The 20,474-nt window shown below is 60.6% G+C and carries 18 protein-coding genes; 3 read left to right on the top strand and 15 right to left on the bottom strand.

Going from position 1 to position 20,474, the window contains the following annotated elements:
• The first annotated feature begins 161 nt into the window (after window positions 1-161).
• Window positions 162-1,259 (top strand): calcium:proton antiporter, encoded by a 1,098-nt coding sequence (locus NOM67_RS17725; RefSeq protein ID WP_042032262.1) that lies wholly within the window; start codon window positions 162-164, stop codon window positions 1,257-1,259.
• 138 nt (window positions 1,260-1,397) lie between these two features.
• Here NOM67_RS17725 and hutH read toward each other — a convergent pair whose 3' ends face one another.
• The 10 genes from hutH to ftsY all read right to left on the bottom strand — a co-directional run bounded on the left by hutH (window position 1,398) and on the right by ftsY (window position 13,366).
• Window positions 1,398-2,930: a histidine ammonia-lyase gene (hutH, locus tag NOM67_RS17720; protein WP_182927018.1), complete on the bottom strand. Its 1,533-nt coding sequence runs from the start codon at window positions 2,928-2,930 to the stop codon at window positions 1,398-1,400.
• Window positions 2,931-2,934: 4 nt separating this feature from the next.
• Window positions 2,935-4,644: a urocanate hydratase gene (gene hutU, locus NOM67_RS17715; protein WP_255938981.1), complete on the bottom strand. Its 1,710-nt coding sequence runs from the start codon at window positions 4,642-4,644 to the stop codon at window positions 2,935-2,937.
• A 54-nt stretch (window positions 4,645-4,698) separates the two neighbouring features.
• Window positions 4,699-5,643: a formimidoylglutamase gene (hutG, locus tag NOM67_RS17710; RefSeq protein ID WP_255938980.1), complete on the bottom strand. Its 945-nt coding sequence runs from the start codon at window positions 5,641-5,643 to the stop codon at window positions 4,699-4,701.
• Window positions 5,636-6,871 carry an imidazolonepropionase gene (gene hutI / locus NOM67_RS17705; protein ID WP_255938978.1) on the bottom strand — a complete coding sequence of 412 codons (1,236 nt, stop codon included), beginning with the start codon at window positions 6,869-6,871 and terminating at the stop codon, window positions 5,636-5,638. The genes hutG and hutI overlap by 8 nt, the downstream gene beginning before the upstream one ends.
• Window positions 6,872-7,025: 154 nt before the next feature.
• Window positions 7,026-7,730 (bottom strand): histidine utilization repressor, encoded by a 705-nt coding sequence (gene hutC, locus NOM67_RS17700; RefSeq protein WP_042032267.1) that lies wholly within the window; start codon window positions 7,728-7,730, stop codon window positions 7,026-7,028.
• Window positions 7,731-7,741: 11 nt separating this feature from the next.
• Complete coding sequence (gene can / locus NOM67_RS17695; RefSeq protein ID WP_033112576.1) at window positions 7,742-8,401, bottom strand: carbonate dehydratase; 660 nt, start codon at window positions 8,399-8,401, stop codon at window positions 7,742-7,744.
• A gap of 125 nt (window positions 8,402-8,526) precedes the next feature.
• On the bottom strand, window positions 8,527-9,381 hold the full coding sequence (rpoH, locus tag NOM67_RS17690) for an RNA polymerase sigma factor RpoH (protein WP_041209606.1): 855 nt from the start codon (window positions 9,379-9,381) through the stop codon (window positions 8,527-8,529).
• A 452-nt stretch (window positions 9,382-9,833) separates the two neighbouring features.
• A complete protein-coding gene (gene ftsX / locus NOM67_RS17685) occupies window positions 9,834-10,787 on the bottom strand; it encodes a permease-like cell division protein FtsX (protein ID WP_041209605.1) in 954 nt (317 codons plus the stop codon).
• The gene (ftsE, locus tag NOM67_RS17680) at window positions 10,787-11,455 is read right to left on the bottom strand and encodes a cell division ATP-binding protein FtsE (RefSeq protein ID WP_033112579.1); all 669 of its coding nucleotides are present in this window, start codon (window positions 11,453-11,455) and stop codon (window positions 10,787-10,789) included. Before ftsE ends, ftsX begins: the two co-directional genes overlap by 1 nt.
• Window positions 11,456-11,506: 51 nt before the next feature.
• A complete protein-coding gene (ftsY, locus tag NOM67_RS17675; RefSeq protein WP_255938971.1) occupies window positions 11,507-13,366 on the bottom strand; it encodes a signal recognition particle-docking protein FtsY in 1,860 nt (619 codons plus the stop codon).
• A gap of 111 nt (window positions 13,367-13,477) precedes the next feature.
• On the opposite strand from ftsY, the gene rsmD reads away from it, so the two are divergent.
• A complete protein-coding gene (gene rsmD, locus NOM67_RS17670) occupies window positions 13,478-14,107 on the top strand; it encodes a 16S rRNA (guanine(966)-N(2))-methyltransferase RsmD (RefSeq protein WP_255938969.1) in 630 nt (209 codons plus the stop codon).
• Entirely contained in the window at window positions 14,091-14,402 is a 312-nt protein-coding gene (locus NOM67_RS17665; protein ID WP_255938968.1) for a DUF1145 domain-containing protein, read from the top strand. The genes rsmD and NOM67_RS17665 overlap by 17 nt, the downstream gene beginning before the upstream one ends.
• A gap of 865 nt (window positions 14,403-15,267) precedes the next feature.
• On the opposite strand, the gene NOM67_RS17660 is transcribed toward NOM67_RS17665, so the two are convergent.
• The 5 genes from NOM67_RS17660 to NOM67_RS17640 form a co-directional block, all read right to left on the bottom strand.
• The gene (locus tag NOM67_RS17660) at window positions 15,268-16,254 is read right to left on the bottom strand and encodes a YafY family protein (RefSeq protein WP_033112583.1); all 987 of its coding nucleotides are present in this window, start codon (window positions 16,252-16,254) and stop codon (window positions 15,268-15,270) included.
• A 294-nt stretch (window positions 16,255-16,548) separates the two neighbouring features.
• Window positions 16,549-16,935, bottom strand: coding sequence for a SirB2 family protein (locus NOM67_RS17655; protein ID WP_255938966.1), 387 nt, complete (start codon window positions 16,933-16,935; stop codon window positions 16,549-16,551).
• Window positions 16,932-18,788, bottom strand: a complete 1,857-nt coding sequence (locus NOM67_RS17650) for a monovalent cation:proton antiporter-2 (CPA2) family protein (RefSeq protein ID WP_041209601.1) — start codon at window positions 18,786-18,788, stop codon at window positions 16,932-16,934. The genes NOM67_RS17655 and NOM67_RS17650 overlap by 4 nt, the downstream gene beginning before the upstream one ends.
• A gap of 67 nt (window positions 18,789-18,855) precedes the next feature.
• A complete protein-coding gene (locus NOM67_RS17645) occupies window positions 18,856-19,452 on the bottom strand; it encodes an NAD(P)H-dependent oxidoreductase (protein WP_255938965.1) in 597 nt (198 codons plus the stop codon).
• 95 nt (window positions 19,453-19,547) lie between these two features.
• Entirely contained in the window at window positions 19,548-20,390 is an 843-nt protein-coding gene (locus NOM67_RS17640; protein WP_041209599.1) for a LysR family transcriptional regulator, read from the bottom strand.
• Between the last annotated feature and the right edge of the window lie 84 nt (window positions 20,391-20,474).

Raw genomic sequence — 20,474 nt, 5'->3', positions numbered from 1 at the left:
TCTGCTCCGATCCAGGCACCCGATTTACATCTGTTAACAAAATGGGCTGCCCCTCGAGGCCAAGAGCTTTTATCATAAGGGGCTGGTCAGGGTGCAACCGCCCGTTGCACATTCCATTCATCTCCCGGCCCACCGGTCGCCCCAGAAGAGAACCATTGCCTATGAAGACAGTTATCCGGCAAGAGATTGCCCTGCCCGTCGGCCTGCTCACCCTGCTCTTTTTCAAGACGCTCGGCAGCGACCTGCTGACAGAGACAACTCCGCTCGGGATCTATCTTCCTGTGTCGGCGGGGCTGCTTGCCATCGTCACTTGGGCCATCTTCTCGGTGGTGCGCCACTCCGATGCCCTCGCCATCAAGCTGGGCGAACCCTTTGGCACCCTGATCCTCACCCTCTCGGTCATTTCGCTGGAGGTGGTGATGATCTCCTCGGTCATGCTGACCGGCGAGCCCAATCCGGTGATGGCCCGTGACACCATGTTCGCCGTGGTGATGCTGGTCACCAACGGTCTGGTCGGCTTCACCCTGCTGTTTGGCGGCTGGCGCTACCACACCCAGAGCTTCAATCTGGACGGGGTCAAATCCTATCTGGTGGCCATCATCCCGCTCGCCCTGCTCTGTCTGGTGCTGCCCAACTTCACCGAAGGGGGCACGGTTGGCAGCATGTCGCGCGCCATGTCATGGATGCTCATCACCATCTCGATCCTGCTCTACGTAGTCTTCCTGCTGATCCAGACCCGCAGCCACAGCCACTTCTTTGTCGACAGCGATCACGAGGATTACGAGGAGCACCACGGCCCGCTGCAGAGCAACGTCTATCACACCCTGCTGCTGCTCGCCTATCTGGTGGTGGTGATCCTGTTGGCCAAGACCCTGGCCATCCCCATCAACTACGGGGTCAAGGTGCTGTCAGCGCCGCAGGCGCTCGGCGGCTTTATCGTGGCCTGTATCGTGCTGGCCCCCGAGGCGGTTGGCGCCATCAAGGCGGCCATCAACAATCAGTTGCAGCGGGCCATGAACCTCTACTTCGGCTCGGTGCTGGCCACCATAGCCCTCACCGTGCCGGCAGTGCTCTTTATCGGCTCCATGCTGGGTCAGGAGGTGCGCCTCGGCCTCTCAGCTGCCGACATGGTGCTGCTCATCACTACGCTCATGGTGTGCAAGGTGACCTTCAGCAGCGGCCGTACCAATGTGCTGCACGGTGCCACCCATCTGGTGTTGTTCGTGGTCTATCTGTTCCTGATGTTCGAGCACCAGTGACCGACTATCGCAGAGACGAAAAGACCGCCCGATTGGGCGGTCTTTTGTTATCAGCGCCGGGATCTCACGGATACCAGTGAAGCGGCGTCCCCCTCATCCCCTACCCCTCTCCCGCCAGGGGAGAAGGGGGCTCAAGGCTTACAGGCTGGGCAGCACCCCGGCCGGGATCAGATCGTTGTAGCTGGCACGCCCCAGCAGCGCGGCGGCCGCCTCGATATCGGGGGCAAAGTAGCGATCCTTGTCGTAGAAGGGGACGTGAGCGCGCAGCCGCCCCTTGGCCACTTCCACCCCTGCACTGGCCCGCAGCGGAGCACGGAAATCGAGCCCCTGCGCCGCCGCCAGCAGTTCCACCGCCAGAATGCCACGGGTGTTCTCGGCCATGTCCGCCAGCCGGCGGCCGGCGAAGGTCGCCATGGAGACATGATCCTCCTGATTAGCGGAGGTGGGCAGGCTGTCTACCGAGGCCGGATGGGCCAGGGTCTTGTTCTCGGAGGCGAGCGCCGCCGAGGTGACCTGAGCGATCATGAAGCCGGAGTTGACCCCACCATTGTTGACCAGAAACGCCGGCAGACCGGACATCCGCGAGTCGATCAGCAGCGCCATGCGCCGCTCGGAGAGCGAGCCGATTTCGGCGATGGCCAGCGCCAGATTATCGGCCGCAAAGGCCACGGGTTCTGCGTGGAAGTTGCCGCCGGAGATAATCTCCTCGTCATCGGCAAACACCAGCGGGTTGTCGGAGACCGAGTTGGCTTCGCACACCAACACCTCGGCCGCCTGACGGATCTGGGTCAGGCAGGCCCCCATAACCTGCGGCTGGCAGCGCAATGAGTAGGGATCCTGCACCTTCTCGCAATTGTGATGGGACATGCCGATCTCGCTGAGATCCCCCAGCAGATGGCGATAGCAGGTAGCCGCATCAATCTGGCCACGCTGACCGCGTACCGCGTGAATGCGTGCATCGAACGGACGGCGGCTGCCAAGGGCCGCCTCCACGCTCATGGCACCGATGGTGATGGCTCCGGCGAACAGATCCTCGGCGTGGAACAACCCTTCCAGCGCAAAGGCGGTGCTCGCCTGGGTGCCGTTGAGCAGCGCCAGCCCCTCTTTCGGTGCCAGCGCGATAGGCTCAAGCCCGGCGATCCGCAACGCTTCGCTCGCATCGATCTCGCGCCCGTCGTGACGAGCCTTGCCTTCGCCGATCAGCAGGCAGCTCATATGGGCCAGCGGCGCCAGATCGCCGGAAGCGCCGACGGATCCCTTCTTCGGCACCAGCGGATAAACCTCGGCGTTGACCAGCTTCATCAGCGCCTCCAGCACCGCCAGCCGGATGCCGGAGAAACCGCGCGCCAGCGAGTTGAGCTTGAGCACCATCATCAACCGCACGGTGGCGTCATCCATATAGGTGCCGATGCCCGCAGCGTGGGAGAGCACGATGGATCGCTGCAGCTCGTCGAGCTGATCCACCGGGATCCGGGTATTGGCCAGCAGGCCAAAGCCGGTGTTGATGCCGTACACCACGCGTCCCTGCTCGATCACCCTGGAGACAGTGGCGGCAGAGGCGTGGATCGCCGGCAACGCCGCCGGATCCAGTGCAATATGTACCGGCTCGCGGCTGACGCGGCGCAGGGTGGCAAGATCCAGCTCGCCCGGGGTAATAGTCAATTCAAACATGGTGTTACACCTTTCCTTTGACACCGTTGGCGCCGTCAATCATCGGCAGATCCAGTTTCGCCTCGCGGGCGCAGTTGATGGCAATCTCGTAGCCCGCATCCGCATGGCGCATCACGCCGGTGGCCGGGTCGTTGCGCAGCACGCGACCGACGCGACGGGCCGCATCGTCGCTACCGTCACAGACGATCACCACACCGGAGTGCTGGGAGAAGCCCATCCCCACCCCGCCGCCGTGGTGTAGCGACACCCAGGTCGCGCCGCCAGCGGTGTTGAGCAGGGCGTTGAGCAGCGGCCAGTCGGAGACGGCATCTGAGCCATCCATCATCGACTCGGTCTCGCGGTTCGGGCTCGCCACCGAGCCGGAATCCAGATGGTCGCGACCGATGACGATGGGGGCTTTCAGCTCACCGTTTTTCACCATCTCGTTGAAGGCCAGACCGAGGCGAACCCGATCCTTGACCCCGACCCAGCAGATCCGCGCCGGCAGCCCCTGAAACGCGATACGTTCGCGGGCCATGTCGAGCCAGTTGTGCAGGTGAGGATCATCGGGGATCAGCTCTTTCACCTTCTGATCGGTCTTGTAGATATCTTCCGGATCGCCAGAGAGGGCCACCCAGCGGAACGGGCCTATCCCCTCGCAGAACAGCGGGCGAATGTAGGCGGGGACGAAGCCGGGGAAGTCGAAGGCGTTTTTCACCCCCTCCTCAAGCGCCATCTGGCGGATGTTGTTGCCGTAATCCAGAGTCGCCGCGCCGCGCTCTTGCAGGGTCAGCATCGCCTCCACCTGACGGGCCATGGAGCGACGAGCGGCCAGATTCACCTCCTGCGGGGCACTCTGCTGCAGCTCGCGCCATTTGGCAACGCTCCAGCCCTGCGGCAGGTAGCCGTGCACCGGGTCGTGGGCAGAGGTCTGGTCGGTCACCACATCCGGGGTAATACCCCGGGCCACCAGCTCGGCGAACACGTCGGCGGCGTTGCCAAGCAGACCGACGGAGATGGCGCTGCCGCTCAGCTTGGCCTCTTCGATCATGGCCAGCGCCTCATCCAGGCTGTGGGCCTTCTTGTCCACATAACGGGTGCGCAGACGAAAATCGATGCGGGTCTCGTCGCACTCGACGGCGATCATCGAGAAACCGGCCATGGTGGCGGCCAGCGGCTGGGCACCGCCCATGCCACCGAGACCACCGGTCAGGATCCAGCGCCCTTTGGGTTCACCGTTGAAGTGCTGATTGGCCACCGCGAAGAAGGTCTCGTAGGTGCCCTGCACGATCCCCTGGGTGCCGATATAGATCCACGAACCTGCGGTCATCTGGCCGTACATCATCAAGCCCTTCTTATCGAGCTCGTTGAAGTGCTCCCAGTTGGCCCAATGCGGCACCAGATTGGAGTTGGCGATCAGCACCCGCGGCGCATCCTTGTGGGTCTGGAACACCCCGACCGGCTTGCCGGATTGCACCAGCAGGGTCTGATCCTCCTCCAGCCGGGTCAGCACCTCGACGATCTTGTCAAAGCAGGCCCAGTTGCGGGCGGCGCGACCGATGCCGCCATAGACCACCAGCGACTGGGGATGCTCGGCCACCTCGGGGTCCAGGTTGTTCATCAGCATCCGCAGCGGTGCCTCGGTGAGCCAGCTCTTGGCGGTCAGTTCGGTGCCGCGCGGGGCACGGATCACGCGGTTCGGATCATGGCGGGGATCCTGCTGTTGCACAGACATACACACTCCTTGTTGTATCAATAGGGTGCCTTCGGCGACGGGCGGCCAAAGGGGTTAACGGGTCAACAGATGAACCAGTCGCGCGGCCACGCGGGCACTGCGGTTGTCCTGATCCAGCGTCGGGTTGTACTCGGCCAGATCGGCGAGCCTGAGCTTGCCGCTGGCCCGGATATGGGCGATCAGCGGTTCGATCACCGCCAGCTCCACGCCGCGGGCGGCGGGAGCGCTCACTCCCGGCATCAGGTTGCCGGGCAGCACGTCGAGATCGATGGTCAGATAGAGGTGATCACAATCGGCGATAAAGGCGTCCAACCCGCTTAGCAAGGCTGGCAGCCCGGTCTGGGTCATCGCCTCGTCCAGCACATGCCACACTCCCAGCGCCTTGGCGCGGGCAAACAGGGCTTGGGTATTGGCGGTCTCGGCCACCCCGAGGCAGGCGTAGTGAAACGGTGCGCCCTGAGCGGCACACTGCTCGGCGATCTGGAAGAAGGGGGTGCCGGAGCTTGCCAATTCCTGCCTCATGCGCAGGTCAAAGTGGGCGTCGAGGTTGATGATCCCGACCCGCCCCTGGCCCGCCAGATGCAGGTTGAGGCCACTCCAGCTACCGAAGGCCACTTCGTGACCGCCCCCCAGCACCAGCGGGAAGTGGCCCAGTTCGAGCGCAGCGGCGACCCGCTCGGCCAGACGGCCGTGGGCGGCATCGAGATCCCCATCGGTACAGCTCACATCCCCGCCATCGTAGACGGGTCGATTCAGGTGCCAGGCGGTATTGGCCAGCAGCTTGCGCACCGCCAGCGGCGCACCGGCGGCGCCGACACGCCCCTTGTTGCGGCGCACCCCTTCATCGCAGGCAAAACCGAGCAGCACTACACCTGCTGCCTCTTGTGCCCCGGCGGTCCAGGGCTGCACCTTGTCATGCCAGCGCAGGGCCAGTTCGCCATCTTCCGGATCCTGTCGTCCCTGCCAGAGCGACATGTCGACCGGGTTGAATTTATCCATGGAGGGTCTCCTCGCCGTTGAAGATGCGGCCTGCCAGCTGATCGACGCCGACCATGTAGCTCAACTCGGCCGGATGGGCGCAGTGCCAGATCAGGAAATCGGCCGCCATCCCCACCCTGAGCTGGCCAAGGCGCTCCTGTTCGCCAAGCGCTTTGGCGGCGTGGCGGGTCACCCCGACCATCGCCTCCACCGGAGTCAGACCAAACAGGGTACAGGCCATGTTCATCGCCATCCGCAGCGAGACGATGGGGGCCGTGCCCGGATTGATGTCGGAGGAGACCGCCATCGCCACCCCCGCCTTGCGCAGGGCAGCGACCGGCGGCAGTTTGGTCTCTTTGAGAAAATAGAAGGCGGTGGGCAGCAGGGTGGCAACTACGCCGCGCTGGGCCAGTGCCAGGATCCCCTGCGGATCCAGATACTCCAGATGATCCACCGAGAGGGCGCCGAAGTTGGCGGCGAGGGTGCTGCCACCAAGGTTGGAGAGCTGATCCATATGCCCTTTCACCGGCAGGCCGTATTGATCCGCCGCCAGATAGACCTGCTCGGTCTGGGCCAGCGAGAAGCCGATATGCTCGCAGAAGACATCCACCGCATCGGCCAGCCCCGCTTTGGCAGCGGCCGGGATAATCTCCTGACAGATGGTCTCGACCCAGCTGTCGGGGTCATCGCGATACTCCGGCGGCACCGCATGGGCCGCCAACAATGTGGTCTTGACCCGGATCGGCAGCGCCTCTCCCAGCCTGCGGGCCACCCGCAGCATCTTGAGTTCATCATCCAGCGTCAGGCCATAGCCGGACTTGATCTCCACTGTGGTGACCCCTTCGCGGATCAGGGATTTCACCCTCGGCAACGCCAGCTCAAAGAGCTGCTCTTCGCTGGCGGCGCGGGTGGCACGCACAGTGCTGATGATACCACCCCCCCGACGGGCGATCTCGGCATAGGGCACCCCCTGCTGGCGCAGCTCGAACTCCTCGGCACGGCTGCCGGCAAAAACCAGATGGGTGTGGCAATCGATAAGGCCGGGGGTGACCAGCTTGCCTTGCATATCCTGCCAGTGAGCGGGATGCGGCCCCTTCAACTCGGCCATCGGCACCAGGGCGTGGATCTTGCCATCCTTTACGCCGATGGCATGGCACGGCAGCAGACCGTAATCGGCCAGTCCGGCATTCAGGGTGGCGGGCGTCACGTTGAGCCAGACCCGCTCGCAGTTCAACAGTTCCTTGTTCATAGCGACCTCAAATGTATATACATATCCTTATAATCGATCCATCAGGCGAAAGAAAGAGCAGGATTCACAACCTGATAACAGCATCACGCTTAGAGTTTAAGCACAAAAAAGCCCACCAGAGGTGGGCTTGAGAAGAATCGATTTGTATAGACAATCAAGATAGCTGCGCCTTGGAGCTCAGCTTGTAGCGGGAACCGGGGGAGAGCAATCTGGCGTAGGAGACCAGATGCCCCTCCGACCAGGTGCGCCTGTGCAACAATAGGCAGGGTGTATCCACGCGAATTTGCAACAATCCCGCCTCACCGGCGCTGGGCAACACGGCTTCCACTACGTGCTCCATCTCGGAGAGGGGGCAAAGCTCCATCAGATAGCGGTTGGGCGTCTGCTTCGTGAAATCCTGCTCGCCATAACCCGGCAGCCGCTCGGCATCGACGAACCGCTCCTCCAGTTGCAGCGGCTCGCCATCAGCCTGATGAACGATGAGGCTGTGGAAGATGGGGGCACCAACTCGCAGTCCCAGCTGCACCGCCACCTTCTCGTCGGCGGCCAGCCGCTGCAGCCGGATCACCCGGGCGCTGTATTCGCTGCCCCGCTCGGCAATCTCGTCGGCGATGTTGCGAATGGCCAGCAGTGGCGATTCGGTGCGCCGGTCCGCCACGAAGCTGCCGGAACCGGCGGTACGCACCAGCCACCCCTCGGCCACCAGTTCACGCAGTGCCCGGTTGACCGTCATCCGGCTCACGGTGAACTGCTCGCACAGGGCCGCTTCGGTCGGGATCCTGTCCCCCGCCTGATAGTGGCGTTCGCGGATCCGATCCAGAATATGCTGCTTGATCTGCAGGTAGAGGGCAGGCGCCAACGGGATGCTCCTTAGCGCCGACGGTGGGGCGGACGCATGTCCGGCCAGGCGCGATAGACGTCTGGGATCTGATCCGGCCCGCTGATACAGAGATCGAGATCGTGCAGCAAGCCATCCTTGATCCCGTAGATCCAGCCGTGGACGGCCAGCTCCTGCCCCTTGCGCCAGGCGTTCTGGATGATGGTGGTGTGGCAGACGTTGGCCACCTGCTCGGCCACGTTCAGCTCGCACAGATAGTCGAAGCGCTCGTGCTCATCTTCGATGGCCTCCAGCTCTTCGCCATATTTGAAGTAGACATCCTTGATGTTGCGCAGCCAGTTGTCGATGAGCCCCAGCTCCTGATTCTGCATCGCCGCCTTGACCCCGCCGCAGCCATAGTGACCGCAGACGATGATGTGCTTCACCTTGAGCACCTCGACCGCATATTGCAGCACCGAGAGGCAGTTGAAATCGGTGTGAACCACCAGATTGGCGACGTTGCGGTGAACGAAGACATCCCCCGGCAGCAGCCCCATCAGCTGGTTGGCGGGCACCCGGCTATCGGAGCAGCCGATCCAGAGGTATTCGGGAGCCTGCTGGGCAGAGAGGGTGGCAAAGAAGGCGGGATCTTCCGCTTTGATCCGCTCGGCCCACTCACGGTTATTGGTAAACAGGTCCTTCAACAGTTTCACTTCTGCTCTCCATCATGTGGCTGTGGCGGCAACATAACATACCCAAGGGTTATCAGGGCAAGCCCCGATTACCGGCGGCAGAAACAAAAACAGGGCCATCAGGCCCTGTTTTCAGCGCGGAGGCATCAAGCCTCCATGGCATCTTTCAGCTTCTTGAGCGCGTTCTTCTCAAGCTGACGCACTCGCTCGGCGGAGACACCGTAGGTATCGGCCAGCTCCTGCAGAGTGGTCTTGCTGTCATCGTCGAGCCAGCGGGCGCGGATGATGTGCTGGCTGCGCTCGTCGAGAGAAGAGAGCGCCGAGCTCAGACGGCGGGTCGCGTGATCGTCCCAGTTGTCGTTCTCGATGGTCGCGGCCAGATCGGAGGATTTGTCCTCCAGATAGTGAACCGGTGCGAAACCACCCTCATCTTCATCATCGCCAACCAGATCGAACGCCTGATCGTAGTTGCTCATGCGCGCTTCCATCTCGGTCACGTCGCTCTCGGAAACCCCGAGATCAGCAGCCACGGCCTTCACCTCTTCGTGGTTCAGCCAGCCCAGACGCTTCTTGGATTTGCGCAGATTGAAGAAGAGCTTGCGCTGGGCCTTGGTGGTTGCCACCTTGACCATGCGCCAGTTGCGCAGAACATATTCGTGAATTTCGGCCTTGATCCAGTGCACAGCGAAGGAGACCAGGCGCACTCCGACGCTCGGGTCGAAGCGCTTGACCGCCTTCATCAGACCGATGTTGCCTTCCTGTACCAGATCGGCCTGCGGCAGACCGTAACCGGCATAACTCTTGGCGACATGAACGACAAAGCGCAGGTGCGACATAACCAGCTGACGGGCAGCCTCGAGATCGCCATCCTGCTGCAAACGCTCAGCCAGCTCACGCTCTTCCTCTGCGCTCAGCACCGGAATAGAGTTTACTGCCTGGATATAGCCTTCCAGACTACCTTGCGGAATCAAAGCCATAGTGCGCTGCAATGAAGTTCCCATCTGTTACCTCTTACTTTTCAATCGAACCAGTCTAACACCCCAAGAGGGACTGTCTACTGACCGGGTCTCATTCTGCGGCTTACATCATAGATCACAAGCCCAGCTTTAGACTGGCTTATCTTATGCCCGCAGGATGAATCATGAATGAACAGTCAAAAAAAGGGGGTCACAATGAAGGACCCCCGAAAAGTAGCATGCTAAGTCCATTGTTGCGGAGCTCGCAACCTTCACATGCTTGCCAAGTCTGACGAGCAAGGCATAGGGGCCACACTCGTATAAATTCGTTCAGCTATTTGACTGCTTATAAAGCAGAAGGTTCACAGGATCCAGCAAAGATCCTGAAGATCGCCGTTATTCAGAATACTCCGAGAAGAGTGGCCAAGCCAGAAACGGCCACTCTTTTACTTGATCCGCTTCGCAAAATCCAGCAATTCACAATGTTGATAAATTAATCAGGAAGGCTCGATGTCGCGAATGTGGCGGTGAACCGAGAACCAGGAAGCAATCAGCCCCAGCAGAGCGCCCAGCAGGATCAGGTTCACCCCGTCCACCAGACCCATGCCAACCAGCTGGAAGTTACTGTTATACAAGCCCGCCAGCTCTTTCACCACCCCCTCGCTCCAGATCACCATCACCTCGGTCAGCCACCAGGCAAGCATGCCACCGATGACTCCGAACCAGATGCCGGTATAGAGGAAAGGACGGTGAATAAAGGCATCGGTCGCCCCCACCAGTTTCAGCACCTCGATCTCGGATCTCTGGTTGAGGATGTTGAGGCGCAGGGTATTGCCGACAATCAGCAGCACGGCGGAGAGCAGCAGCACAGCGATGCCTGTGATGGTGTGGCGCAGCAGGTTCATGATCCCCTGCAACCGGGTCAGCCACTGCAGATCCAGCTTGCCCTGTTCCACGCCATCCTCGTTGTTGAGCTTGCCGAGCAGCTCGGCGGCCCCTTCCGGATTCTGCCAGCGCGGATCCGGAATGACGCTCAGCACCGGTGGTAACGGGTTGCTGTCGAGGTAGTCGAGGGCATCGCCGAAACCGGAGATCTCGCGAAACTCCCGCAGCGCATCGTCACGACTCATATAGGTGACCGAATCTACCTCGGGGTAGAGCAGGATCCTGTGCTGCAGGTCGAGAATGCTCTGTTCCGGCAGATCCTTGCGCAGATAGAGGGAGATCTGGGAGCTGGTCTGCCAGCTCCCCTCCACCACCTCGGCATTTTTCAGCAACACGTGGAAGCAGGAGGGTAGCGCCAGACTGACGCCAAGCACTGCCAGCGTCATCAGGGAAGCGAGCGGGTTGCGCCACAGCTCACCCAGACTGGCAAACGCCTGACGCACGTGGTCAACCCCGTACATCATCAAACGGCGCAGCGGCGGCTGCTTGTGACGAACGATAGCCATCAGAGCTCCTCCCCTGCCGAATACATCCGCCCCGCCTTGAGGGTCAGGGTGCGATAGCGCATGCGGGCGATAAGCCCCAGATCGTGAGTGGCGATCAGCACGGAGACACCGAAGCGGTTGAACTCCTCGAACAGCCGCATGATATCCATGGAGAGCTGGGGATCCAGGTTACCGGTCGGTTCGTCAGCGAGCAGCAACGGCGGCTTGTTGACGATGGCACGGGCGATGCCGACCCGCTGCTGTTCACCACCGGAGAGCATGCGCGGCTGGTAGCGCTCCTTGCCGAGCAGCCCCACCTTGTCCAGCGCCGCGGCAACCCGCTTGTTGATGTCCGCATGGCTGTAGCCATCGATCACCAGCGGCAACGCCACGTTGTCGAACACGGTGCGGTCCATCAGCAGCCGGTGATCCTGAAAGATCATCCCGATCTGGCGGCGCACATAGGGGATCTGGCTGCGCTGGATATGGCTGACATCGTCGCCATGAAAGAAAACGCGACCATCGGTCGGTCGCTCCATCACGCTGATCAGTTTGAGGAGGGTACTCTTGCCCGCCCCCGAGTGTCCGGTCAGGAAGGCCATCTCCCCCTTGCGCAGGTGAAAGCTGACCTTCTGCAGCGCCTGATGGCCACCGCTGTATACCTTGCTGACCTTGTCAAAACGAATCATAACGGTTCCCTGACATTGACAAACCCCGACCGAAGTCGGGGCATGGGATGTTTACTCATCGCGACTAAACAGGGCCTCGATAAAGTCGTTGGCGACAAAGGGACGCAGATCGTCGATCCCCTCGCCCACCCCGATATAGCGGATCGGGATCTGGAACTTGTCGGCCACCGCGAAGATGACGCCGCCCTTGGCCGTGCCATCCAGCTTGGTGAGGGTGATACCGGTCAGGCCCACTGCCTCGCTGAACAGCTTGGCCTGGCTCAGGGCGTTCTGGCCGGTGCCGGCATCCAGAGTCAGCATGATCTCGTGGGGCGCCTCTTCGTCCAGCTTCTTCATCACCCGCACCACTTTCTTGAGCTCCTCCATCAGGTTGCTCTTGTTCTGCAGGCGGCCGGCAGTATCGGCGATCAGCACATCAGCCCCGCGGGAGCGGGCAGCCTCGATGGCGTCATAAATAACGGAAGCGGAGTCGGCGCCGGTGTGCTGGGCAATCACCGGAATATTGTTGCGCTGACCCCATACCTGCAGCTGCTCGACCGCAGCGGCACGGAAGGTATCGCCAGCGGCCAGCATCACGCTCTTGCCCTCGGCCTGGAACTGCTTGGCCAGCTTGCCGATGGTGGTGGTCTTGCCGACGCCGTTCACGCCGACCATCAGGATCACGTAAGGCTTCTTGCTGGTGTCGATCACCAGCGGCTGCTCTACCTTGGCCAGCATCTCGCCCATGTCCTGCTTGAGCAGGCCATAGAGCGCCTCGGCATCCTTGAGCTGCTTGCGGTCCGCATGCTGCACCAGCCCCTCGATGATGCGGGTGGTGGTGTCGACGCCAAGATCGGCGGTCAGCAGCTGGGTCTCCAGCTCTTCGAACAGCTCATCGTCGATCTTCTTGCCACGGAACAGGCCGAAGAAACCGGAACCGATATTCTCCTTGGTGCGCACCAGACTGCGCTTGAGGCGAGCAAAGAAGCCCTCCCGCTGCGGCTTGTCCTGGGTGTCGTCGTCCACCTTGGCGGCCAGCGGCAGAGCTGCCAGGGCGGCGGCCTCAGCCTCCATCGCAGCGACCAAGCGCATATCTTCCGCTCGCTGGGCCTCTTTGGCGATACGGGCTTCTTCCGCAGCCTGAGCTTCAGCGGCAATACGCGCCTCTTCTGACGCACGGGCTTCAGCGGCAATACGCGCCTCTTCCGCCACACGGGCTTCAGCAGCAATACGAGCCTCTTCCGCCGCACGGGCTTCAGCGGCAATACGCGCCTCTTCCGCAGCGCGAGCTTCGACAGCAATACGCGCCTCTTCCGCAGCGCGGGCTTCAGCAGCAATACGAGCCTCTTCCGCTGCGCGGGCTTCGGCAGCAATGCGAGCCTCTTCTGCAGCATGGGCTTCGGCAGCAATACGCGCCTCTTCCGCAGCACGGGCTTCAGCGGCAATACGAGCTTCTTCCGCCGCATGGGCTTCAGCGGCAATACGCGCCTCTTCCGCCGCACGGGCTTCAGCGGCAATACGCGCCTCTTCCGCCACACGGGCTTCTGCGGCTTTAACCTCGGCGGCAACACGGGCAGCTTCGGCAGCTTGCGCCTCTGCGGCGGCACGCTCCTCTTCTGCCATCAGGGATTCGTTGACGATCACCGGCTCCAGATCGGAGGCGCACTCCTCCACCACCAGCGGACCATGATCATCCAGCTCGGTTGGCGGGCAGCAATCGTCGTGCAAAACGGGATTCTGTGCGCTGGCGGGCACTTCGGGTGCAACGGCCGGCGTACTATCGGAAACAATCACATCGGAAACGGGAGCGGGGGTAGCAGCGACCTCAGGCTCAGCGGTAATCGGGGTGGCTTGGGGTGTCTGTGGTTGGACAGCCTCAGCCTCTTCTTTCTTGCGGCCGAAACCCAGCCAGGAAAACAAACCTTTTGCCATCTAAAAAATACTCACTTCGTTGGCTGACTGCTAAGATAGCCGTCCCTTGGCGGGTCGGCATAAAAATGAACCGCCTTATACTACCACTTTATTTTCTGACGATGAAACGCGATGCCCAGAGTGAAATCCAGCCGTAGCAACCCGAGCAAAAGCCCTGTCCCGCAAGGAAAATCAGGCTTTGTAAGAATCATCAGCGGCCAGTGGCGAGGCCGCAAATTGCCGGTCAAGGATGTGGAAGGGCTCAGACCCACCACGGATCGCGTCAAGGAGACCATCTTCAACTGGCTGGCTCCCCACATCCGCGGCACCCGCTGCCTCGACCTGTTTGCCGGCAGCGGCGGCTTGGGTCTGGAGGCGCTGTCGCGCTACGCCGAGCAGGTAACCCTGATCGAGATGGACAGAGGGGCGGCAGAGCAGATCAAAAAGAATCTGGCCACTCTCGGCAGCACACAGGGTCAGGTATTCCAGACCGATGCAGTGAGCTGGCTGCAAGGCCCGGCGACACCATTTGATCTGGTGTTCCTCGATCCGCCATTTCGTCGGGATCTGCTGCCGCAAGTTTGCGAACTGCTGGAACAGCGCGGCTGGCTGGCCCCCGATGCCCTCATCTATCTGGAGCGGGAGAAGGAGATGGCCGATCTGGCGCTACCCGCCAGCTGGCAACTACTCAAGGACAAACAGGCCGGTCAGGTCTGTTATCAACTCTATGTAAGGGAGGTAAACAATGAAGCGGGTATTTAATCTGCTGGCGATGGGGCTGGTGCTGTTCTTCTGGTTTGGCGTACTGATGAGTCTTATCGCCCCCCTACCCGGCAAACTGAACGGCTTTTTGCCGGTCTGCGGCGTGATTGTCGCCCTGTTCCACTGGCTACAGGCCAGCATGATCAGGGCTGCCTGCAAACGATACTTCGAAGTGACCAAGGCCGAGTTTGTCGGCGTGCTGGTCTTCGGCGTATTCGGCATGGTGGATATTCGCCATCGCCTGCAGGAGATTGTCAGTGCTGCCCAGCGACCAAAAAATCAGGATCAGGTATAAAAGAAAAGGGGACGGCTTTCGCCGTCCCCTATAGTCGTGTCGTCCTGTCCGTAGAACTGCAATGCTCCCTGCAATCCCTGACGTTATCCTAATCCCTTGGAATATCCCCTTTCCAATCCGTTGGCGTGTCCTCAGCCTTCCTGGCTTGGCAATTCATCCCGAACTGCTTCACTGTCTCCGTCCTGGAGGTGTCCATTACCACGTCCTGTGGGGTTCCCTACGTCTTCCTGACCGATAACCATCCGGGTTATCTCGCTTCATCCTGAAGAATCCTGCCCGCATCCAGCGAGTTCCTGCTCATCCTGAAGAACGATGTCCTGTTCGTCCTGCTCTCGTCCTGAGAGTATCCCTGCCGCATCCCGCGGTGTTCCCTCGTTCATCCGTGACGACAGTCATCCAGACCATCGAACTCATCCTGAGGTGTCCCTGTTCACATCCTGCGAACTATTCCATCTTTATGCGCTGCTCTGCGTCCTGCAGAACCAGCTCCGTCCTTGTGAGACCCATAGTAAAGCGTTGCCGGATCAGAACAAGGGGGATTTCTGGAGAAAGATCCTGCCAACCGTTTATCAGACAAAGTGGACTGCAAACATAATAGATTAAAATCAATAACTTATTTAGTTTCAATGGAAAGTGGACTCCACCCTGACTAGCTTCGCGCACGGGTTAAAGCGCCAGCCTCCTACAGCAGCTATGGCAGATCTCTTACACGGCAATCCTGCACCGGAATGGCCAGGGAAAACGGTTCAATTTCGCCGTAAAAGCTTAAAAATAAGTTGAATAAATATGCTCAAAAAAACCACAAAAAAAAGCCGGCACTGGGGCCGGCTATTTGCGATGTTCACTATGGTGCCAAACGTACCGCTCAGCTCACCCGATTGCCCGGGTTGAGATAGGCTCTGCGCAGCGACTCGGGTGCCAGCACCTCCAGCTCGCCACCGATATTGTTCAACCAGCTGCGAAACTCAGGGGTGTCCTGCACTTCGGTCTCCACCACCACGCTGCGCTTGTCATAGCGGGTCATCCGCGGGTTGTTGCCCGGGATCTGGTTATCCACCAGCGACTGGCTGTTGGCATCGATCCGGCCGACAAAGCGGATCGGGCCGCTCACATCCTGATAACCCTGATCGCGGATCAGCTTCTGGATATTGAAATCCTTCGGCTGGGTGGCGCTGAAGTTGGTCAGCTCCACGTTCTTGATATGGTCGAACGGAATACCATAAACCTTGGGGTCCAGCTCGGACAGGGTACAGAGCAGGATCGGACCATCCGGCTGATTGAGAATGCCGAGCGGATTGATACGGTCGTAGCAGAGCCACACGGTGCGCTCTTTGATCACCCGCTGGATCTCGGCGCTGAACTTGCGGCCACGCCACAAGGCATCGCGGATCAGGGTGCTGCGGCGGATCTCCGGGTTGCCGGCAAACGGGCGCGGCGACTGGTGCACACTCTCCAGCCAGCGTTCGGCCAGTTCACTCTGGCTGTCGCGGATCACCTGACTGGCCTTGTCGACCAGCGGATTCAATTCGGTCAACACACTCGCGGGCAACAGCTGGCTGGCCTGGTCGCTCCAGGTTTTCAGCGCAACGGCCAGCGAGAGCGGCATGATGTTGGCAAAGTCATTGAGGCCGTGGCGCTCGAAGCACCAGCCATGGGGTTTGCTGCGCTCGTCCGAGGTGAGGTCGAACAGTCCCATGCCGGACATCTCTTCCAGGTCCCGTTGCACGGTACGCAGACTGACGTGGATACCTTCCTCTTCCAGTTTTACCTGAAGTTGGCTGGCGGTCAGCTTGTAAGGGCGGTGCGGGATGCAACGCGCCAAGGTCAGTTGTCGTAACAGCTTCTTACTCATGGTGCATGCCTTCACTGGTTTAGCGTTGACTGTATGCTAAGGGCATCTTGCGACAGTCTATGTCGCAAGTTTTGCCGCAACAACTGTCGCCATTTTCATACAAAATGCACTATGCGATTGATTTATAAATAAAAACAATCAGCAAGGAAGGCTAAAAACTGAAAAGATTTGCAGAAAAAACATCAAATTAAAGCTCTGCATCAAATGAATGAGGCAGCATAAAAAACCATTCAATCAACGATTAACAGCCAATCGTATAAAAAGAGGAGGAGAAAGCTCTCCTCCTCACCGGATTTACATCAGCCATGACCAGGGCGACTTGGTGACAGCGGCGCCAACCATATAGCCAAACACTGCCAGTGCAGCCAAGCCGGCCAACAGCTTCTGGCCACGGGCCGGACGCTTGAGCGCCATGACACCCAGACCGATATAGAGCACCAGAGCAATCAGCTTGGCCAGCAGCCAGGGTTGCTGAGCCGGACTCAGCTGCAAGGCCACTGCCAGCAGAACACCGAGCAGCAGCAGGAAGGTGTCATTGATATGAGGCAGGATCTTCAGCCACTTTTGCTGCAACCGCGCACTGCCGGACAGTGCCAGACTCCAGCGGTAGGCAAACAGCAGCAGGCTGACCAGCGCCAGCGTCATGTGCAGGTGTTTGAGCATGGGATAATAGGCAATCATTTTGCTTCCTTGTCGTCGTCGGGTAGCCCGCTGTTCCAGTTGTGGGCATGAATACGCTCCTGCCCCTCCTCGTCGTCTTGCAGCAGATCAGAGAGGATCTCCCGGTATTGCAGGCTCTTGTTGATATAGGTGTGTTCGTCGTCGAGATAGTTGACCTGCTCGCGCAGCAACCAGTTGTCGTGCTGTTTGAAGGTCTGGCCCGCTCGCCAGGCCTGGTTGGCGCGAAAACCGAGTTGGGTCAGGGCCTCCACCCCCAGATCCACGGCTGATCCCAGCGTCTCCCGATATACGCTGTCGACACCGTGGCGCAGGATCTCGTGGGCATGGGGACGATCCTGCGCCCGCGCCAGGATCTTCAGGTGCGGGAAGTGCTTCTGCACCATCTCGATCACCGCCAGCGAAGTAGCGCTGTCGTTAATGGAGAGCACCAGCAACTTGGCCTTGTGAGCGCCGGCGGCATGCAGCAGATCAAGGCGACTGGCATCGCCATAGAAGACCTGATAGCCATACTTGCGCAGCGTCTCTATCTGGCTGGCGTCCTGCTCGAGGATGGTAGTGCCGATGCCGTGCCCGTGCAGCAGACGTCCCACGATCTGACCGAAACGACCGAAGCCCGCGATGATCACCGGATGCTCCACCAATTCGGGTTGCTCATGCTGTGGCACCTCGCTCTGGTTACGGTAATCGAACCAGGGCTGGATCACCCGATCGTTGAGGATCAGCAGCAGCGGCGTCAGCGCCATAGAGAGCGCCACTACCAGCGTCAGCAGGGAGATGGTCTCGCCGGGCAGCACCCGGTTTTGCGCGGCAAACGAAAAGAGCACGAACGCAAACTCACCGCCCTGAGCGAGTGCTAGCCCGAAGGTCCAGCGCTGGCTCGGCGAGATACGCAAGACAAAGCCAAGCGCCATCAACACCAGCCATTTGAGCACCATCAGCCCCACCACCAGCGTCGGGATGAGGAAAGGGTGTTCGGCAAACAGGCCGAAGTTGATGCCAGCCCCCACCGACATGAAGAAGAGGCCGAGCAGCAGCCCCTTGAACGGCTCTATGTCCGCCTCCAGCTCATGACGGTATTCGCTGTCGGCCAATACCACACCTGCGAGGAAAGAGCCGAGCGCGGGCGAGAGGCCAACCGACTCCATCAGCACGGCGATGGCGATCACCAGCAGCAGGGCGGCGGCGACAAAGATCTCCCGCATATGGGACTGGGCAATGGCCCGGAACACCGGCCGCATCAGATAGTGGCCACCCAGCACGATGCCGGAGATAGCCGCCACCACCAGCAGGCCATGCTGCCAGCCCGCCAGCTCGGAGCTGCCATTGTTGCTCACCGGCGCCATGGCCAGCAGCGGCAGGATCGCCAGGATCGGAATGACGGCAATGTCCTGGAACAGCAGCACGGCAAAGGCGGAGCGACCGCTCTCGCTCTGCATCAACTTGCGCTCCTGCAGGCTCTGCAACACGATGGCGGTGGAGGAGAGCGCCAGAATCAGGCCGATGGCCAGCCCCTGTTGCAGCGGCAGACCGATCAGGTGCGCCACGCCGGTCAGCGCTGCCGTGGTAAGCAGCACCTGCAGGCCACCGGTGCCGAGGATCGGCCCCTTCAGTTGCCACAAGAGGGCCGGGCGTAATTCAAGACCGACCAGAAACAGCATCAGCACCACGCCAAACTCGGCGAAGTGCATCACATCCTTCTGCTCCCCCACCAGCCCCAGCAGGAAGGGGCCTATGATGATCCCCGCCAGCAGATAGCCAAGCACCGAACCGAGCCCCCAGCGCTTGGCCAGCGGCACCGCGATAACCGCTGCCGAGAGGTAGATAAACGCATCGAACAGGATCCCGTGGCCCATCAGTCAGCCCTCCGTTTCAACGTCTGACTCGGCTCATAAGCTCGGCCAAAATGCAGCCCATGTTTCATCAGAGCACCTCCAGCAGATCGCGCAGATAGGGGCGGCTGGCCAGCAGCTCCGGCGTGAGTAGCTCGTCACGCAACGCCGTCAGCAGCTGGCGATAATCCTGACCGCAGCGGCGCAGGGCGGCGGGATCCTTGATCTTGTGGAACGAGTGGAGCACAAAAGGCGGCAGCCAGCTCATGCCGCACAATCTGGCCGCCTGTTGAAAGGGCAGCAGAAAATCGAGCAGCGGCCGACTGTTGTACCCCTCGCTGCAGTAAGACTCCGGCGCACCACCTGTGGTGATGGCGCTCAGCCACTGCTTGCCCTTGAGGGCATGAGCCTCGGGGCCGTAGGCGTAGCCGTACTCCAGCACCAGATCCATCCACTCCTTCATGATGGCCGGGCAGGAGTACCAGTAAAACGGGTGCTGAAAGACGATGATATCGTGCTCCGACAGCAGCGCTTGCTCCCGCTTAACATCGATGAACATGTCGGGATAGTGGTGGTAGAGATCGTGAACCGTGACCCCCTCCAATCCCTCAATCGCCTGCAACAGCTGCTTGTTGGCCCGCGAGCCCTGCAAGGCGGGATGGGAAAAAATAACCAGAATGCGTTTCATGACAACATCACCCGAACAAGCGCCAGAGCTGGCGCGATAAAAGAGAAAAGGGGTGTGACAGACGCATCGTAAAGATGCACAGGAAAGCGACCTTATCAGGAAGCACCGTGGCCTGCCAACTCGGGGATCAGCTCCCGCAGCGCCGGATTGAGGGTCTGATGAGCGGGATAGCAAAGCCCGATCCGGCGAAACATCCGCGGCCCGCTTACCGGCAAGGTACAGAGCCCCGCCTCATCCTCCACCAGCCCGTCCGGCAGAAAGCTGATGCCGACCCCGGCCAGCACCAGCGCCATCACCAACCCCTTGCTCTCGGCCTTGGCCACCAGATTGAGGGTAAGTCGGTCACAGGCCAGCAGACCTATGGTCTGCTGATGGGCCTCGCAGGGTGGGCACTCAATAAAATCATAATGTTGCAGCTCGGCCAGCTCGATTTTCTCTCTGCTGGCCAGGGGATGGTCAACCGGCACGCAGAGCACGTAATCCTCTTCCCAGAGCGGCAGAAAGATCTCGTCCTCCCGGCGCAGCGCGTCCAGCGTCAGCCGACAGTCGGCTGGCGTGCCGTAATCGGAGAGAGTGAGATCCAGCTCGGGCAGTACCGTCTGTACCCGTTGCAGCAACCCCGCCACCCGACGCCGGCTCAGGTCGGGCATGATGGCGATATTGAGCCTCGCACGCGTCGCTTTCTGGCGAAACAGCTCCGGCAGACGACGCGCCTCCTCCACCAGCTTGACCGCATGGGGATAGAGATAGTGGGCAGGATCGCGCGCCTCCACCCCCTTCTTGCCGCGGATGAAGAGGCTGTCGCCGAGCGCCTCTTCCAACTGGCGCAGCCCAGCCGAGAGAGAAGGCTGGCTGACGTGGCAGCGTTCGGCCGCCGCCGTGATGTTCTTCTCTTCATAGATGGCGATGAAGAAACGCAGCAGTCGCAAATCCAGCATAAACCCAACCATAGTTTTTTCAGATGATAACCAGCGGAAAACAATATTTATCACTTATAGATGCAGTGACTATAGTGACCCTGT

This window comes from Aeromonas sp. SG16 (assembly GCF_024436135.1).
Lineage (GTDB): Bacteria > Pseudomonadota > Gammaproteobacteria > Enterobacterales > Aeromonadaceae > Aeromonas > Aeromonas jandaei.
Note: the sequence above shows the minus strand (reverse complement) of the source record. Positions and strands in the feature narration are given on the sequence as shown.

Coding starts and splice junctions, on each gene's coding strand:
- NOM67_RS17725 (WP_042032262.1), top strand. CDS start 162: ATGAAGACAGTTATCCGGCAAGAGATTGCCCTGCCCGTCGGCCTGCTC.
- hutH (WP_182927018.1), bottom strand. CDS start 2,930: ATGTTTGAATTGACTATTACCCCGGGCGAGCTGGATCTTGCCACCCTG.
- hutU (WP_255938981.1), bottom strand. CDS start 4,644: ATGTCTGTGCAACAGCAGGATCCCCGCCATGATCCGAACCGCGTGATC.
- hutG (WP_255938980.1), bottom strand. CDS start 5,643: ATGGATAAATTCAACCCGGTCGACATGTCGCTCTGGCAGGGACGACAG.
- hutI (WP_255938978.1), bottom strand. CDS start 6,871: ATGAACAAGGAACTGTTGAACTGCGAGCGGGTCTGGCTCAACGTGACG.
- rpoH (WP_041209606.1), bottom strand. CDS start 9,381: ATGGGAACTTCATTGCAGCGCACTATGGCTTTGATTCCGCAAGGTAGT.
- ftsX (WP_041209605.1), bottom strand. CDS start 10,787: ATGGCTATCGTTCGTCACAAGCAGCCGCCGCTGCGCCGTTTGATGATG.
- ftsE (WP_033112579.1), bottom strand. CDS start 11,455: ATGATTCGTTTTGACAAGGTCAGCAAGGTATACAGCGGTGGCCATCAG.
- ftsY (WP_255938971.1), bottom strand. CDS start 13,366: ATGGCAAAAGGTTTGTTTTCCTGGCTGGGTTTCGGCCGCAAGAAAGAA.
- rsmD (WP_255938969.1), top strand. CDS start 13,478: ATGCCCAGAGTGAAATCCAGCCGTAGCAACCCGAGCAAAAGCCCTGTC.
- NOM67_RS17665 (WP_255938968.1), top strand. CDS start 14,091: ATGAAGCGGGTATTTAATCTGCTGGCGATGGGGCTGGTGCTGTTCTTC.
- NOM67_RS17660 (WP_033112583.1), bottom strand. CDS start 16,254: ATGAGTAAGAAGCTGTTACGACAACTGACCTTGGCGCGTTGCATCCCG.
- NOM67_RS17655 (WP_255938966.1), bottom strand. CDS start 16,935: ATGATTGCCTATTATCCCATGCTCAAACACCTGCACATGACGCTGGCG.
- NOM67_RS17650 (WP_041209601.1), bottom strand. CDS start 18,788: ATGGGCCACGGGATCCTGTTCGATGCGTTTATCTACCTCTCGGCAGCG.
- NOM67_RS17645 (WP_255938965.1), bottom strand. CDS start 19,452: ATGAAACGCATTCTGGTTATTTTTTCCCATCCCGCCTTGCAGGGCTCG.
- NOM67_RS17640 (WP_041209599.1), bottom strand. CDS start 20,390: ATGCTGGATTTGCGACTGCTGCGTTTCTTCATCGCCATCTATGAAGAG.